Genomic DNA, 16,185 nt, shown 5'->3' with positions numbered 1-16,185 from the left:
AACACCATGAGAAGAACATTATTTACAGCTTTAATATTATTATTAGCGTTTTCAGGCTTAACAGCTCAGGAAAAATGGAGCACAGAAAAAGCAGAACAATGGTACGCAAAACACGATTGGATTAGCGGCGCAAATTTCATCCCAAGTACAGCAATTAACCAACTTGAGATGTGGCAGGAGGATACTTTTGATCCTGAAACCATAGATCGGGAATTAGGGTATGCAGAAGGAATAGGTTTTAACACGATGCGTGTTTATTTGCATAGTCTGGCTTACAAAGCCGATAAAGAAGGTTTTAAAGCGCGGATGGATAAGTATCTCGAAATTGCCAATTCTCACGGTATTTCGACGATTTTTGTGATTTTTGATGATGTTTGGGATGCTAATCCTAAAATAGGTAAACAGCGCGCACCTAAACCGGGAACTCACAATTCTGGCTGGATGCAGGACCCGGGTTACCCGGCTTCTAAGGATGAAGCTAATTTTGATGAACTGGGTGTTTATGTAAAAGATATCATCAAAACTTTTGCAAATGATGACCGCATATTGCTTTGGGATCTGTATAATGAACCGGGTAATAATAACAAGCGCAATGAGAGTTTGCCTTTGCTTAAAAAAGTTTTTGCCTGGGCTAGAGAAGCAGGTCCTTCTCAACCCATTTCTGCCGGACTTTGGGCCTGGGATTTAAAAGACCTAAACGCATTTCAGGCATTAAATTCAGACATTATTACGTATCACGATTATGAAGGTCCAGAGTGGCATAAAAGAGTTATAGAATTGCTGCAATCACATGGGAGACCTATGATTTGTACAGAATATATGGCCAGAACCAGAGATAGTCGTTTTTCTAATATTTTGCCCATGCTTAAAAAGGAAAATATAGGAGCGATCAATTGGGGGTTAGTAAACGGGAAAACCAATACGATCTATGCCTGGGATACGCCTATTAAAAATGGAGAACCTATAGAGTGGTTTCATGATGTCTTTAGAAAAGACGGAACTCCTTACAGACAAGATGAGGCAGATCTTATTAAAAAACTAAATGAAGAGCAATAAGCTGTGATTTTCTAAATATCAATTTTCTATCATAATCAAAATAATATGAGAACCTGGAAAAATATCGTACTGCTATTTTTTTGCTCAGTTAATCTTTTTGCTCAAAATACAGATGACCAAATTTATCTGGCAGATCCTACAATATTTCTAAATGAAGGAACTTATTATCTGTATGGAACTAAAGGTGATAATACGATTGAAGGCGAAGGTTTTTTAGTATACACTTCTCAGGATCTCAAAACCTGGAAAGGTCCTGCAGGAAAAAAAGATGGTTTTGCATTGAAGAAAGGGGATGCCTTTGGGACAAAAGGGTTCTGGGCACCGCAGGTTTTTAAGTTTAATTCAAAATACTATATGGCCTATACGGCAAATGAGAATATTGCGATCGCTTCAAGTGAGAGTCCGTTAGGGCCTTTTGTAAATGATAAAAAAGCATTAGAAGCTTCTGTAAAGCAAATAGATCCTTTTATTTTCTTTGATGACGGAAAGGCTTATTTGTTTCATGTACGATTACAAAATGGGAATAGAATTTTTGTAGCCGAAATGACTTCAGATTTAAAGCAAATTAAAGCAGAAACATTAACGGAATGTATTACAGCTGAAAAAGGATGGGAAAACACGCAAAATGCAGACTGGCCGGTTTCTGAAGGACCCACTGTTATTAAAAAAGATAATTTGTATTACCTTCTTTATTCGGCTAACGATTTCAGGAATCCTGATTATGCTGTAGGATACGCCACTAGTGAAAGTCTTTTTGGACCTTGGATTAAATCGAAAACAAACCCTATAATGAGTAAAGAAAACTTAGGGTTAAATGGAACAGGGCATGGTGATTTATTTTTAGATAAAAACGGAAGGATGAATTATGTGTTGCATACGCATCTTTCAGATTCTGTCGTTGCTCCTCGCAAGACGGCTTTGGTTAAAGTGAATTTAAATGCGGAAGGGATAAGTATTAGACCTCAATCTTTTGAATTTCTGAAAAAGCAGGAATAACAAATGTTTTCTTTTCGCTTAAAGCGAAATCAAACAAAAAAAGCTGCTTCAAATCGAAGCAGCTTTTTTTATAAAACCAAAACCATTTTAAAGCAAATGATCCAGCTTTATGGGTAATTCACGCACGCGTTTTCCTGTGGCGTTATAAACAGCATTAGAAACGGCTGCGGCTACACCTACCATGGCAAGTTCGCCTACACCTTTTGCGCCTAATGGGTTTACAATTTCATCCTTTTCATCAACAAAAATGACATCAATATCTTTAATATCTGCATTTACAGGAATATGATACTCGGCAAGGTTAGCGTTCATGATACGGCCAAAATTCTTGTCTACCATTCCCTCTTCTTCCAGCGCCATACCAATGCCCCAAACAGTGGCTCCCAATAACTGACTTTCAGCTGTTTTTGGATTGATAATTCTACCGGCCGCAGATGCATTTAGCACGCGTGGAATTCTAATCACGCCCAGATCTTCATCTACATGAACTTCTACCATAATACAGCAGTGTGCATAGGCGGAATAATCTTCACGTTCATCTTTCGGTTTTTCCTTGTTTGTAACCGATATTGACCGCTTTTGGGCCAGTTTTAAAACATCAACATATCTTAAAGAATCACCGTTTTTTAGGTTAATTTCGCCGTTTTTGAAGGTATTATCGTCGATTTTTAGATCCTTAAAACGGTCGTCGTGAGCTTTCGCTAAAGCGAAAATTTGCTCCCGCAAAGCTTCACACGCATTCTTAACCGCAGAACCTACAGAAGAAACCGTCCATGAGCCGCCCTCAATAGGTGATTCAGGTAGTTTTGTGTCTCCCAGTTTAAAAGTTACCTCGTCCATATCAATGCCAAAATATTTAGCAGCGATCTGGCTCATTACAGTGTATGTGCCCGTACCAATATCTGCAGTAGCCGTGCTAACGGTAAGCTTTCCATCTGCATCAAATTCTGCCTTTGCCGAAGATTCTTTTTGCATAGCTTCCCAAACTCCGGTCGCCATACCGTACCCTACAAGGTTGTTACCTTTTTTAACAGAGCGTGGTTTTGGGTTGCGTTCTTTCCAGTTAAATTTATCTGCGCATTGTTTGTAGCATTCGCGCAGCTCTTTGCTGGTAAAAGGTTTGTCCTCGTTCTGATCCCTTTCGGCATAATTTAAAAGGCGGAACTCTAACGGGTCGATTCCTGCTTTTTCAGCAATCTCGTCAATAGCACATTCTAAAGCATAAACTCCTGAAGTTCCGCCGGGAGCGCGCATATCGAGCGGGGTGTAGGCTTGCACAGGTATGAGTTGATAATCAAGCTTTACATTTTCGCACTCATATAAAAGTCCGGACCAGTCAACTACCGGTTCGCTGTATTTTTCAAAAGTTGAGGTTTCGCCCAGCGAAGTATGCTGAATGCTCATTAATTTGCCGCTCTCGTCTGCAGCTAGTTTTAGCCTGTGAATGTTAGCCGGTCTGTGTCCAAAACTGAACATTTGTCGTCTGGTAAGACTTACTTGCACAGCTGCTTTTAATTCAGTCGCTGCCAGCGTAGCTAAAAATAACTGATACTGTGGTCGTAGTCCAGAGCCAAAAGCCCCTCCTACAAAGGGAGATATCACCTGTACTTTATCTTCATCAAAACCAAAAACTCCACATACATACCCCTTGCTGTTTGCTACGCCCTGTATCTTATCATAAATAGTAAGACTGCCGTCAGAATTCCAGATAGCCGTTGTGGCATGCGGTTCCATCGGGTTGTGATAATGCCTTGGTTGTTGATATTCAACCTCTATCTGGTGTTTAGCTTTCGCGAAAGCAGAATCTGCATCGCCACGAGGTTCTGGCGGTTCTTCTACATCTTCGTGTGTAGCATTTGCCAGATTTTCTTGTATAGTAGCCGTAAATTTTTCTTCGCTGTAATCTATGTCAACTAATCCTGCGGCGTAACGCGCCAATTCAAAAGTTTCGGCTATAACTAAAGCGATGGGTTGCCCGTTATAAAGAATGTTATCATTGAATAAAGGGCGAAAGGGTTTTCCGGGTGGCGCTAAGGGATCACTATAATCTGAATTATCATTGATGTAATCTGGAAGATTAAGGTGTGTGAACACTTTTACGACTCCGTCTAAATTTTCTGCTTCTTCAGTATTGATGGCTGTTATTTTACCATTAGCGATAGATGACTGTACAACATACCCGTATAATAAACCTTTGGGTCTGTATTCTGCAGCGTAAGGCGCTTTTCCCGAAACTTTTAATGGGCCGTCAACACGCGGCATTGACTGTCCTATATAATCTGTGGTGCTCATTATTTTTCGGTTTTAAGTTTAGCGGTTGTTAGTGCTCGTACAATGGCTTTGTGTGCCAAAGGAATTTTAAAATCATTATCTCCAAAACCTTTCGCGCCGGCAAGTAATTTTTCTGCTAGATTTTTAAAGGTTTCTTCGTTTGCGGGTTTGCCTATGCATTCTTTTTCAGCTGCAGGAATGCGCCATGGTTTATGCGCAACTCCTCCCAAAGCAACTCTAATGTCTTTTATTGTATCACCGTCAAGTTCTATCGCCGCAGCTACAGAAACAAGTGCAAAAGCATATGATTCACGATCTCTTACTTTTAGATATTCAAAATTAGATTTGAAGCCTTTGTTAGGCAGATCTATAGAAGTAACCACATCACCAGGATTTAAGTTATTATCCTTTTCTGGATGATCTCCCGGTAGTCTGTGAAAGTCAAGAAAATCTATTGTGCGTTCTCCATCTTCTCCGGTTACGTTTACCTGAGCATCAAGAGCAGCCAGAGCCACACACATATCTGATGGATGCGTTGCTATGCAACTTTCACTTGTGCCCAAAATAGCGTGAATACGGTTAAAACCATTGATCGCAGAGCAACCGCTGCCTGGTTCTCTTTTATTACAAGGCGTTGCCGTGTCATAAAAATAGTAGCATCTTGTACGCTGCATAAGATTTCCCCCATCTGTGGCTTTATTTCTCAATTGTGCAGAAGCACCAGATAGTATGGCTTCTGCCAGAATAGGATAGTTATGTGCTACTTCTGCGTGATAAGCGGTATCAGCATTTGTGGCCAATGCACCTAGACGCATACCGCCATCTTCAAGTAATTCTATTTTATCGAGAGCAAGACGGGTAATATCTATAACCTCTTCCGGGTTTTCTACCCGGTATTTCATGAGATCTACCAGATTTGTTCCTCCTGCTATTATTCTGCTTCTTTTAGTTGTGCTTGCAGTTACCGCTTCATTTACACTGCCAGCTTTTTGAAAGGTGAAATTATTCATGATAACTGGTCTTTAAATGATGATTGATCTTTTACTTCTTTAACTGCTTTGTAAATATTTGTGTAAGCGCCGCACCGGCATAGATTACCACTCATAAGGTCGCGTATCTCTTCAGGGTCGTTACCTTTACCTCTGTCTACCATTGCCACAGCAGAACAAATTTGACCCGGTGTGCAATAACCACATTGGTAGGCATCGTGCTTTATAAAAGCTTCTTGCATGGGGTGCAGTTTTTCTGGAGTACCCAGACCTTCTATGGTAGTGATCTCAACATCTTCATGCATAACAGCAAGACATAGGCAGCTGTTGACATTTTTGCCATCAACAAGAACAGTACACGCTCCACATTGACCGTGGTCACAACCTTTTTTTGTTCCCGTATAATTTAAATAGTTTCTTAATGCGTCAAGAAGTGTAGTTTGTGGAGATATAGTAAGTGTTTCTTCTTTATTATTGATCTTAAGAGTTACCTGATGCAGTTTAGGTGGACCTCCTTTAACAGACTTTGTTTTTTCGGCAGAGTTCATAACTAAGGTTTTTTGTTGGTTAATCAAAAAGTAAAATGCATTAACTGCTTTATTTACAGCAAGAAAGAATGCGTTATTTTATCTTTTTTTTAAAAATAGAATTAAAAAAATCAGATTTATTTAAAAAAAATATAAAAGCATCTTATTTAACGATTTCTCTTAAAATTGGAGAATTTGATCAAATTGAAAGAGAAATCGCCTTAAAACGTCTAAAAATCGACCTAAAATGACAAAAAACGGAAAGATCACTCTGCTTTAGGAATGTCTTCTTTAACCAGATTATTCCAGTCTGTATTTTCTGTATTTAGAATATCTTCTACACGCTTTACAAGAAGGTTGAAAGCTCCGGGTTTATTATACGGCTCTGTAGAAGTTTCGAAGAAGAACTTTTCACGTTTCAGCTTTTCTGCAGTGTTCCTGTAATTGAGCCACTTTTCGTGAAAATGCATAAGCGAAGAAATCCCTGTTAAAATGGCAACAATCGCCCCCAGACAGCCCAAAATAATTCGGTTATAAGAAACAAGAAAATCACTCACATTTTCGATACCGGCAATAAGCGGAATAAGAACAGAACAGATAATTATAAAACCTTTTATCCTGTAATTGTAATTCTTGTTTGCAGCGCTTTTCTTGCTAAACCATTTTAGCTGATCATCAATACGGGTGGTGATATATTTTTGCTCGCTCATGGTGCTAAAATATCAATGATTACACATTTTGCGCCTCTTTTTTGCACTTCTTTAATCATGTGATTTGTGCCGCCGGGACCATCGCCATCTTTTTTATTCCATAAAGCCAGAAAAGTCAGGTTGTAATCGCCTTGTGATAGTGCAGAGTTTAAAATCCACCTGTTGTTGCGCTCCCAAATTGTATAGTTCTCTTGTGCCTTTAACCATTGCGGAAGTTCTTTAGTTTCGGAAAGAACCTGCGCGGGAAGTTTGTTATATAATTTATTAAAACGCTCGACCCACTGCGGGCCCGCAAATTGTACCGAGGCAACGATGAATTTTTCGCGCGGAAGCGCTAAGTAAATTTCGGTTTTAATGCCTAGTTCCATACAAACCTCATGAAAGAGAATATCACCGCCGCACGCGCCACCGGCAATGCCTTTTACTTTTAGATCCTGAGCTTCTAGAATTGATTGTACCTGCTTTTTTATTTTTAAGCGGACTTCATCTTCTTTATCAGGTGGAAACCTGGGAACTTGCCTGTCTGGCTTGTCGATCATGTGACCTGAAAAAAGAATAATGTATTCTTTTTCCTGTTCTTCTCGTTCTACAGTATTCTCAAAAACCCGAAGGGCAGCATCAACATTATCTGTCAAAATATTTAGTTTTTTATAGATCAAAAGCTGGCGTTTTGCAGAGTTTAGATTGAGATCTTTGCTAAGCTGCATCGCCATTCTGTACATGTTCTCAATCTTCTTAGGGTTGTTATTGATCAAAAAAGTTAAGTCTGCCTCAGTAATATTTACCCATGCATTTACTTTATGATCTCTCAACAACGCCTTTTTTTCTGCATTTATCGCTGCCTGAATTATGATTGATAAGTTATTAAATTGTTTGTTATGTTTTTTGAGTTCAAAATCTGCTTCTTCATCAGAGTCGAATAAAGAAGACCATTGTCCCGGGCGGGCTTCGGCAAGAGAAATGATTATTTTAAGTAAGCCCAGCGCATTAATGCCACTATAAAAATGATTAAGATCTTCGTTAAAACCACTCAAATAATCATTGTAAGCGTTACGTAAAAACTGCGATGTAAGCGCATCACCTAATATTGTCTCAATGCTGGAGTTGATCCAGGTTTTAATCCAGGAAGCTTTGTTGTTTCTAGCGCGCAGGGAATAGATTTCTGCCCTCTTTTCACGGGAAAAAGCCGTAATACGATCCATCAGAAAATCTATTGCTAAGCGCGATTTTGCAAAAAGCTCTGCGCCCAGAACAGGATTATCAAGAATTTCTTTTTCGCCTAAGCGTTCATAAATTGTTGCCAGCCGGTCATGAGCATCAATATCATTAGGCTTTAAATTTCTTATTTTCTCCCAGGTTTCACGTGCGTCTTTAAAAGCGGCAAGATTGTATTGTATTTCTCCCAGAAGGCGCAATGCTGGAATTTCCCAGGCAAAATAATTTACTTCGCTGGCAAGTAGAGCTAATCTTCCTATTTGTTTGCTGCTTTTTGCAACCTCTGCTTCTTCACTAAAATCGGCCGGAATTGCCAGAAAATCTTCCGGATCCTGTGGTGTTAGCTTGGGTAACATTAGGAAAACCGGGCTGTCAACTCTATTAGAATGAATGGTTTCGCGTAAGCCTTTAGTTAAAGAATCTAAAGCCAGACTGGGATTATTCTCGTCATAAGTCAGGTAACGATCTGTTTTTAGGTCGAAAGGAACCACGTCTTTGCTGCAGCGAATTAAAAAGGTTTTTTTATCCCGAAGAGAATGCCTGATACCCAACTCATAAAAGGCGTTTGCGTTGTGTATGGAAATATCTGCAATTACAAGATCACTTGTTAGCAGTAGCTGAAACATGTCCTGCCTTATGTTACCCGCTTCTACAATTGCTGCGGTGGTGTAGCCACGCACACCCGCTTTCTCCAGGGCAGGCACAATGAGTTCATCCTGAATTTTTTCAAAATTCACACCTTGTTTTATCCCGAATGGTCTGATTATGAAAGCATGCATGAATAACTACTCTATAAATGAACCAAAATGAGCCAGTTTTACCTGCTTTTGGGCCGTTTTTGACCCCACTTGGCGGAGTTTTTCAATATTCTTCACAGAATCCATCTCCCTAATATCTTCTGACGAAATATTGTTAAGTTCCAAATCGTCAAGACCTTTTCGGCTTAAGTCGGCATTGTAGCGCACGTAAAGAAAATTTTTATGCGTATCCTGCGTCAAGGGAATATCAGAGCCGTCTACTTCTTTCATTATCATATCTTCTACTTCACGGTCAATGTGTGCACCATAAATACACCTGCCCATAAGCCTGCAATTGATATCCTGATCAAGTTGCATAGTGTACATGAGATTATTGGGTAATTCTTTAAGCGTGTTGATAAGGTTACCGTAATCGCCTTCAGAAGGAGCGCTTCCTGTGCCGACTGATACAAGAAGGAGTTTTTTTTCGCCAACAGGCCAATTTAATTTATAAGCTGGGTGCGTTGCCATTTTATACATTAAAAAAGCCGGATTATTATAAGGTGTCACTCCGCCATCTACAAAAACAAATGTTTTAGAAGGATCGTTTTTATCCCACTCAAGTGTTTCTGGCGGGAAAAATGCGGGAGCCGCCGTACTTGCGCGTACAAGTTGATACAGTTTTATCTTGAGGTTGCAGTCTGGTCTGGATTTATCATTATATTTAGCCAACGGATTATTGCTCACTGGCCATGGCGAATCTGTACTGCGGTTCATAGTTACGACCAGTAGCAGCGATCTAAATTTACCATTGCTAAGATCAAGGTCTGTATCTGCGCCAAAAGTTTCTTTGAGCATATCGAGCAATGGGCCAGACTCATAAAAGGAGCGCCAGCGTTTGAGCAGAAAGGTTTTGTCAAACATATCTTTCCCCTTTTTTGTATAAAAGTCTAACAGTTGCTGTACAGACATACCAATTGATAATCCTGTGGCTATAATTGCCCCTGTGCTTGTGCCGCCTATATAGTCAAAATAATCTGCGAGTCTAAAGTCATCGTTTTTGCCCAATTCTTTTTTTAGCTCCTTTTCAAGCTTTAAAAGAATTTCTAAAGTAATAACTCCCCGTATGCCACCACCGTCTAATGCAAGAATCTTGCGTGGTTTTACGGTTTCATACCTACCAGAAAGATTGCCCCAGGTATTATTAAAATCTGCCATATCATTACTTTTAATAAGTTATGCAATTGATAGGGGCAAGAATTAATGATAGAGGCATTAAATTAATGATTATCTTTTAATTTATAGCGCTTAGCTTATCTAAATAATTAGAAATCAATATATAGAAGTGTGATTATCTAAAAAACAATCTTGTTGCCGATAGTGTCATTTTAAATGGAATTTTAGCAAAAATAGACTTTGGCAAAACTCCCGTTATGTCTTTAACGTAGGTTGAGTATGAAAATGGTTTAAGAGCGGGATTTTTTAAATTGACCAGTTATATAGTATAGTTATAAAAAATAAAATACTATATTGATATAACTAGCAAATATTCAACATGTTAAATATAAAAGGCGAAATAATATAAACCGTTGTTTAACAGCTGTTTAATTTAAAGCCAATTTAAAATGGTTGATGCAAAATCATGGTTGTGAATAAATTATTATATTTTTGCCTTTGAAAAGGCTAAAAATCCCTAACCTTTTAGTAATAAGAACAAATGGGCCCCAAACTCAATAATTTGTTTATTATCCCCTTTATGATATTGTATAGCACAGTGTCATTTGCTCAGGATGGTAAAACACCCCCCGCGCCAGGAAAAGCGCCAGGAACACCTCCTCCAGGACTGGTGTTGCCTATAGATGATAATGTCTGGGTGCTTATAGCTGCTGGTTTGATATTGGGAATTTATTTTACTAAAAAGGGAATTTCTAAGACCTCAGGCTCATAATTTTACTCACATACTTGCCTATTACATCAAACTCCAGATTTATAATATCTCCTTTTTTTATTTTTGAGAAAGTTGTGTGCTCGTATGTATAAGGTATAATCGCCACGCTAAATTTAGAAGCTCGTGAATCAACTACTGTAAGACTTACACCATTTACCGTTATTGATCCTTTTTCTATAGTTACATTATTTAAAGAAGAATCGTAAGAAAAAGTAAAGACCCAGCTTCCATTTTGCTCAACGATAGACTCACAAACAGCGGTTTGATCTACATGCCCCTGCACGATGTGCCCGTCAAGACGCGTTCCCAGTATCATTGCGCGTTCAAGATTTACAATGTCTGTATGTTTTAATTTCCCAAGATTAGATTTTATTAATGTCTCTTTTATTGCTGTCACTTTATAAGTATCATTAGCAATCTCGACAACCGTAAGGCATACGCCATTGTGCGACACACTTTGATCTATTTTTAACTCTGGAGTAAGCTTGCTTTTAATTGTAATATTTAAGTTGTCGAGTTGCTCTTCAAGCTTAATTACTTCACCAAGATCTTCTATAATACCGGTAAACATTGTTGCGTTTTATTTAAGTACTTTTGTGTTGTAAACATACAAAACATTGCAATAGACGGGTATTGATGAAAGACGAAAATATAAAAGTAGGAATCTCAATAGGAGATATTAATGGTATAGGAGGAGAAATTTTTCTCAAGACGTTTGAAGATAGCAGAATGCTTGATTTTTGTACGCCTGTGGTTTTCGCTTCTGCGAAAACAATTACCTTTTTGATCAAGCACTTTAATCTCAATATCAAGTTTCAGGGTATTAAATCTATCGATCAGGTTGTAATAGGCAAAATAAATGTCATCAATGTGTGGAATGAAAATGTGCAGGTAGAATTTGGTCAGGAAACTCAAAAAGGCGGTCAATATGCCATAAAATCGCTTAAAGCGGCGGTAGAATCGCTTAAGAATAATGAAATAGATGTTCTTGTAACAGCACCCTTAAGTAAGGCTAATATACAAGAAGAAGACTTTAAATTTCCAGGGCATACAGATTACTTGAACCAGGAGCTGGAAGGAGACAGCTTAATGTTTATGATCACAAACAGCTTAAAAGTTGGGTTGTTGACAGATCATGTTCCCGTTAAGGATATTGTTTCTCATATTACACCAGAACTTATTCAAAAGAAATTTCAAACTGTTCACGATACGCTTGTTCAGGATTTCGGGATTTCTAAACCTAAAGTTGCCTTTTTAAGTATCAATCCGCACATAGGTGATCATGGTGTAATAGGCAAAGAGGACGATGAGGTTTTGATCCCAACACTTGAGAAAATACGCGATAAAGGCCAGTTAGTTTATGGGCCATACTCGGCAGACAGTTTTTTTGGCAGTGGTAATTATAAGAATTTTGATGCGATAATAGCAGCCTACCATGATCAGGGATTAGTGCCTTTTAAAACTTTATCTTTTGGCAAAGGAGTTAATTTTACTGCAGGCCTCAGTGCTGTACGCACTTCGCCAGATCACGGCACAGCCTTTGAAATTGCAGGAAAGAACGTCGCAGACGCAAGTTCTTTTAAAGAAGCGGTTTATACAGGAATTGATATCTTTAAGAAAAGAAAAGAATATAAAAAACTAACTCGCAATGTGCTTAAAAAGCAATCTAAGAGGCAAACTTCTTCAGCGCGTTCACGTTAGAGGAAAAAGGAATTGAAATTTTTTATATAAACTAATTTTCAGCTAAATAAAAATTTATATCTTTGCACCCGCCTTTTGGGGAAAGAGTTGATTAGGAAAGGAAAAAAGGAATGAAACATTTAAAAGCGTTTACAATTCAGTTTGTTGGCTTAAAACAAGGTGAACACGATTTTGAATATCATATAGATAATAAGTTCTTTGAGCATTTTGAGTATGATGATTTTAATGAAGTCAACCTTGATTTAAAGGTTAGATTAATTAAAAAAGCCACCTTACTTGAATTCTATTTTGATGTTACGGGTACCGTAGATATAAACTGCGACCTTACTAACGAGCCGTTTGATCATCCTTTGGATGCAGATTATCAGCTAGTAGTAAAATTTGGTCAGGAGTATAATGACGATCTTGATGACATTTTAATAATTCCTTATGGTGAGTATGAGATCAATATTGCTCAATACGTTTATGAACTAATTGTTCTGGCGATGCCTAATAAGCGGGTTCACCCCGGGGTTAAAGACGGAACATTAAAATCTGAAATACTAGACAAGTTAGACGAGTTAAGTATTAAAGGTGAAGAAGAAGAAAATACAAAACACGATACCGATCCTCGTTGGGACGGATTGAAAAATTTTTTAACAGACAAATAAAATACGGTAATGGCACATCCTAAGAGAAAAATCTCAAAAACCAGAAGAGATAAGAGAAGAACACATTATAAAGCAGCTATGCCTAAAATAGGTGTTGACTCTACTACTGGTGAAGCGCACCTTTATCACCGTGCTCACTGGCATGAAGGTAAATTGTACTACAGAGGGCAAGTTGTTATGGATTCTGCTAATACAGAGGAAGTAGCCTAGTCTAAGTAATCAAGCATAATAAAACTCCCAAATACCGGGGGTTTTTTTATTTTAGCCAATTATCAAAAAAAGTTAATATTTGAGCCAAAGTGTTCAAATTTTAGTACTTTTCACCTCATTTTGAAGCGAAAATGCTCCATTTTCGCAGAAACGAAATTTATATGAGTAAAACCACGGCAGCAATTACCGCTGTAGGTGCGTATGTACCTGAATATGTGCTTACCAATCAAATTTTGGAAACCATGGTTGATACCAATGATGAATGGATAACATCCAGAACGGGTATCAAAGAACGCAGAATTCTTAAAGACGCAGATAAAGGCACGTCCTATCTTGCAATTAGGGCGGCACAAGACCTAATAAGTAAAAAAGACCTTAACCCAGAAGAAATAGACCTGGTTTTAGTTGCTTCAGCAACACCAGATTTACCCGTAGCCAGTACTGCAGCTTACGTTGCAACAGAAATAGGAGCGGTAAATGCATTTTCTTATGACCTGCAAGCAGCATGCTCAAGCTTTTTATATGGCATGTCTACGGCCTCTGCATATATAGAATCAGGGCGCTACAAAAAAATTCTACTTATAGGGGCAGATAAAATGTCTTCTATTATCGATTATACAGACCGTACTACCTGCATTATCTTTGGTGATGGTGGTGGCGCAGTCCTTTTTGAACCCAATGAAGAAGGTTTAGGCCTGCAGGATGAATATCTTAGAACAGACGGTATTGGCCGTGAGTTCCTTAAGATTTCTGCTGGCGGGTCATTACTTCCTGCAACTGCAGAAACGGTTGCTAATAAGCTACATTATGTGCGTCAGGATGGTAAAACCGTTTTTAAGTTTGCGGTTTCAAATATGGCAGACGTAAGTGAGCTTATAATGAAGCGCAATGATCTTACTAATGAAGATGTAAATTGGCTTGTAGCTCATCAGGCAAATAAGCGCATTATTGATGCCACAGCACGCAGAATGAATCTTGATGATGAAAAGGTGTTAATGAATATTCAGAGATATGGTAATACTACCTCTGCTACCTTACCTTTGTTGCTAAGTGACTTTGAAAAAAATCTCAAAAAAGGAGATAATTTAATATTTGCTGCCTTTGGAGGCGGCTTCACATGGGGTTCTATTTACCTTAAATGGGCCTACAATTCTTAGATTTTAACCTATCTAACGTTAATTATTATGGATTTAAAAGAAATTCAAAATCTTATTAAATTTGTTGCAAAATCTGGTGCCAGCGAAGTAAAACTGGAGATGGATGACATCAAGATCACCATCAAGACCGGAGGCGAAGAGCACAAAGGTGAAACTACCATTTTGCAACAAATCCCTATGGCAGCCCCAATGGCCCAACAACCTCAAACGCCTGCTGCCCCTGCCCCTACTGTATCTGCAGATGTAAATACAGGTGCTAAGAAAGAAGAGGATAATTCTAAATATATTACGATCAAGTCGCCTATCATAGGTACTTTATATCGTAAACCTGCTCCAGACAAACCCACTTTTGTAGAAGTAGGTGACAGCATAAAAGAAGGAGACGTTCTTTGTGTTATTGAAGCGATGAAACTTTTTAATGAAATAGAAAGTGAAATTTCAGGAACCGTAGTAAAAGTTCTTGTTGATGACGCGTCACCGGTAGAGTTTGATCAACCATTATTCTTGGTAGACCCATCATAACTACAGGGATAAATTCTTAACTAGATATCCCAACCCGTCTTATATCATTTATAAAATAGATTGACAGACATTACAATTTAATAAGCTATGTTTAAAAAGATACTTATAGCAAACAGGGGAGAGATTGCCCTTAGAGTAATCAGAACTTGTAAAGAAATGGGTATAAAAACTGTCGCCGTTTACTCTACTGCAGACGCAGAAAGTTTACACGTGCGTTTCGCAGATGAGGCGGTTTGCATAGGCCCCGCCCCAAGCAGCGAGTCTTACCTTAAAATGTCAAATATTATTGCAGCCGCAGAAATAACTAATGCAGATGCGATTCATCCCGGTTATGGCTTTCTATCAGAGAACGCTAAATTCTCTAAAATTTGCGAGGAGCACGAGATTAAATTCATTGGTGCTTCTGCAGATATGATCTCAAAAATGGGAGATAAGGCTACAGCCAAAGCAACCATGAGAGAAGCCGGTGTGCCATGTGTACCAGGTAGTGAAGGCATTTTGGAAAGCTATGAAGAAGCAGAAAGGATTGCCAAAGAAATAGGCTATCCCGTGATGATAAAAGCTACTGCCGGTGGTGGTGGTAAAGGTATGCGTGCTATTTGGAAAAAAGAAGAACTGCGTAAAGGCTGGGATTCTGCCCGCCAGGAAGCAAGTGCAGCTTTTGGTAATGACGGTATGTATATGGAAAAGCTTATTGAAGAGCCTCGCCATATCGAGATACAAGTTGTAGGAGACAGCACCGGTAAAGCATGTCACCTTTCAGAACGTGATTGCTCTGTACAACGGCGTCATCAAAAACTTACTGAAGAAACTCCTTCTCCTTTCATGACAGATAAGCTGCGTGAAGAGATGGGTAATGCGGCTGTACGAGCTGCAGAATATATAAAATACGAAGGTGCAGGTACGGTAGAATTCTTAGTAGATAAGCATAGAAATTTCTACTTTATGGAGATGAATACTCGTATTCAGGTTGAGCACCCAATTACAGAACAGGTTGTTGACTATGACCTGATACGTGAGCAAATTCTTGTTGCTGCGGGAGTGCCAATTTCAGGCAAGAATTATTTCCCACAGTTGCACTCTATTGAGTGCCGTATCAATGCAGAAGATCCTTACAACAACTTTAGACCCTCACCAGGCCGTATAACTAATTTACATGCCCCGGGTGGTCACGGTGTACGCATAGATACTCATGTTTACAGCGGTTATTTGATTCCGCCTAATTATGATTCTATGATTGCTAAACTGATTACTACCGCGCAAACACGTGAGGAAGCGATCAATAAAATGAAGCGAGCACTTGACGAATTTGTAATTGAGGGTGTAAAAACTACGATACCTTTTCACAGACAGTTGATGGAAGATCCTGGTTACATTTCAGGTAATTACACAACTAAGTTTATGGAAGACTTCAAAATGAAACCTGAAGTAACAGAATAACAAAAAGGCCCGAATTTAAGTTCGGGTTTTTTTATGCCATAAAATCAGCTGATTTC

General features: G+C 38.7%; 17 protein-coding genes. 10 read left to right on the top strand and 7 right to left on the bottom strand.

Going from position 1 to position 16,185, the window contains the following annotated elements; translation table 11 throughout:
* Positions 1–6: 6 nt before the first annotated feature.
* Together ACH3PA_RS07160 and ACH3PA_RS07155 are read left to right on the top strand one after the other, a co-directional pair.
* Positions 7–1,056 (top strand): cellulase family glycosylhydrolase, encoded by a 1,050-nt coding sequence (locus tag ACH3PA_RS07160; RefSeq protein WP_416448484.1) that lies wholly within the window; start codon positions 7–9, stop codon positions 1,054–1,056.
* 45 nt (positions 1,057–1,101) lie between these two features.
* On the top strand, positions 1,102–2,052 hold the full coding sequence (locus ACH3PA_RS07155; protein ID WP_416445761.1) for a glycoside hydrolase family 43 protein: 951 nt from the start codon (positions 1,102–1,104) through the stop codon (positions 2,050–2,052).
* Positions 2,053–2,139: 87 nt separating this feature from the next.
* On the opposite strand, the gene ACH3PA_RS07150 is transcribed toward ACH3PA_RS07155, so the two are convergent.
* From ACH3PA_RS07150 to ACH3PA_RS07140, 3 genes are read right to left on the bottom strand one after another with little or no spacing between them, the layout of a single operon-like run.
* Positions 2,140–4,344, bottom strand: coding sequence for a xanthine dehydrogenase family protein molybdopterin-binding subunit (locus ACH3PA_RS07150; protein ID WP_416445763.1), 2,205 nt, complete (start codon positions 4,342–4,344; stop codon positions 2,140–2,142).
* A complete protein-coding gene (locus tag ACH3PA_RS07145) occupies positions 4,344–5,333 on the bottom strand; it encodes an FAD binding domain-containing protein (protein ID WP_416445765.1) in 990 nt (329 codons plus the stop codon). The genes ACH3PA_RS07150 and ACH3PA_RS07145 overlap by 1 nt, the downstream gene beginning before the upstream one ends.
* Positions 5,330–5,860 (bottom strand): (2Fe-2S)-binding protein, encoded by a 531-nt coding sequence (locus ACH3PA_RS07140; RefSeq protein WP_416445767.1) that lies wholly within the window; start codon positions 5,858–5,860, stop codon positions 5,330–5,332. Before ACH3PA_RS07140 ends, ACH3PA_RS07145 begins: the two co-directional genes overlap by 4 nt.
* Before the next feature lie 68 nt (positions 5,861–5,928).
* Between ACH3PA_RS07140 and ACH3PA_RS07135 the strand changes: the two genes are divergently transcribed.
* On the top strand, positions 5,929–6,090 hold the full coding sequence (locus tag ACH3PA_RS07135; protein WP_416445769.1) for a hypothetical protein: 162 nt from the start codon (positions 5,929–5,931) through the stop codon (positions 6,088–6,090).
* 15 nt (positions 6,091–6,105) lie between these two features.
* Here the strand turns inward: ACH3PA_RS07135 and ACH3PA_RS07130 are convergent, their stop codons facing one another.
* The 3 genes from ACH3PA_RS07130 to ACH3PA_RS07120 are packed head-to-tail and all read right to left on the bottom strand — an operon-like array spanning position 6,106 to position 9,719.
* On the bottom strand, positions 6,106–6,549 hold the full coding sequence (locus ACH3PA_RS07130; protein ID WP_416445771.1) for a DUF4231 domain-containing protein: 444 nt from the start codon (positions 6,547–6,549) through the stop codon (positions 6,106–6,108).
* Positions 6,546–8,501, bottom strand: a complete 1,956-nt coding sequence (locus ACH3PA_RS07125; RefSeq protein ID WP_416445773.1) for a tetratricopeptide repeat protein — start codon at positions 8,499–8,501, stop codon at positions 6,546–6,548. The genes ACH3PA_RS07130 and ACH3PA_RS07125 overlap by 4 nt, the downstream gene beginning before the upstream one ends.
* 48 nt (positions 8,502–8,549) lie before the next feature.
* On the bottom strand, positions 8,550–9,719 hold the full coding sequence (locus ACH3PA_RS07120; protein ID WP_416445775.1) for a patatin-like phospholipase family protein: 1,170 nt from the start codon (positions 9,717–9,719) through the stop codon (positions 8,550–8,552).
* Positions 9,720–10,218: 499 nt separating this feature from the next.
* On the opposite strand from ACH3PA_RS07120, the gene ACH3PA_RS07115 reads away from it, so the two are divergent.
* A complete protein-coding gene (locus tag ACH3PA_RS07115) occupies positions 10,219–10,449 on the top strand; it encodes a hypothetical protein (RefSeq protein ID WP_416448483.1) in 231 nt (76 codons plus the stop codon).
* Here the strand turns inward: ACH3PA_RS07115 and ACH3PA_RS07110 are convergent.
* Entirely contained in the window at positions 10,430–11,020 is a 591-nt protein-coding gene (locus ACH3PA_RS07110; protein WP_416445779.1) for a riboflavin synthase, read from the bottom strand. The genes ACH3PA_RS07115 and ACH3PA_RS07110 overlap by 20 nt on opposite strands.
* 65 nt (positions 11,021–11,085) lie before the next feature.
* On the opposite strand from ACH3PA_RS07110, the gene pdxA reads away from it, so the two are divergent.
* The 6 genes from pdxA to accC all read left to right on the top strand — a co-directional run bounded on the left by pdxA (position 11,086) and on the right by accC (position 16,129).
* A complete protein-coding gene (pdxA, locus tag ACH3PA_RS07105; RefSeq protein ID WP_416445781.1) occupies positions 11,086–12,150 on the top strand; it encodes a 4-hydroxythreonine-4-phosphate dehydrogenase PdxA in 1,065 nt (354 codons plus the stop codon).
* Between the two features lie 110 nt (positions 12,151–12,260).
* A complete protein-coding gene (locus tag ACH3PA_RS07100) occupies positions 12,261–12,800 on the top strand; it encodes a YceD family protein (RefSeq protein WP_416445783.1) in 540 nt (179 codons plus the stop codon).
* Between the two features lie 9 nt (positions 12,801–12,809).
* Positions 12,810–13,010, top strand: a complete 201-nt coding sequence (rpmF, locus tag ACH3PA_RS07095; protein WP_416445785.1) for a 50S ribosomal protein L32 — start codon at positions 12,810–12,812, stop codon at positions 13,008–13,010.
* A 161-nt stretch (positions 13,011–13,171) separates the two neighbouring features.
* Positions 13,172–14,167: a beta-ketoacyl-ACP synthase III gene (locus ACH3PA_RS07090; RefSeq protein WP_416445787.1), complete on the top strand. Its 996-nt coding sequence runs from the start codon at positions 13,172–13,174 to the stop codon at positions 14,165–14,167.
* Positions 14,168–14,194: 27 nt separating this feature from the next.
* Positions 14,195–14,689, top strand: coding sequence for an acetyl-CoA carboxylase biotin carboxyl carrier protein (accB, locus tag ACH3PA_RS07085; RefSeq protein WP_416445789.1), 495 nt, complete (start codon positions 14,195–14,197; stop codon positions 14,687–14,689).
* An 87-nt stretch (positions 14,690–14,776) separates the two neighbouring features.
* On the top strand, positions 14,777–16,129 hold the full coding sequence (gene accC / locus ACH3PA_RS07080) for an acetyl-CoA carboxylase biotin carboxylase subunit (protein WP_416445791.1): 1,353 nt from the start codon (positions 14,777–14,779) through the stop codon (positions 16,127–16,129).
* Positions 16,130–16,185: the final 56 nt, after the last annotated feature.

Source organism: Leeuwenhoekiella sp. A2 (assembly GCF_047946655.1).
Classification (GTDB): domain Bacteria; phylum Bacteroidota; class Bacteroidia; order Flavobacteriales; family Flavobacteriaceae; genus Leeuwenhoekiella.
Note: the sequence above shows the minus strand (reverse complement) of the source record. Positions and strands in the feature narration are given on the sequence as shown.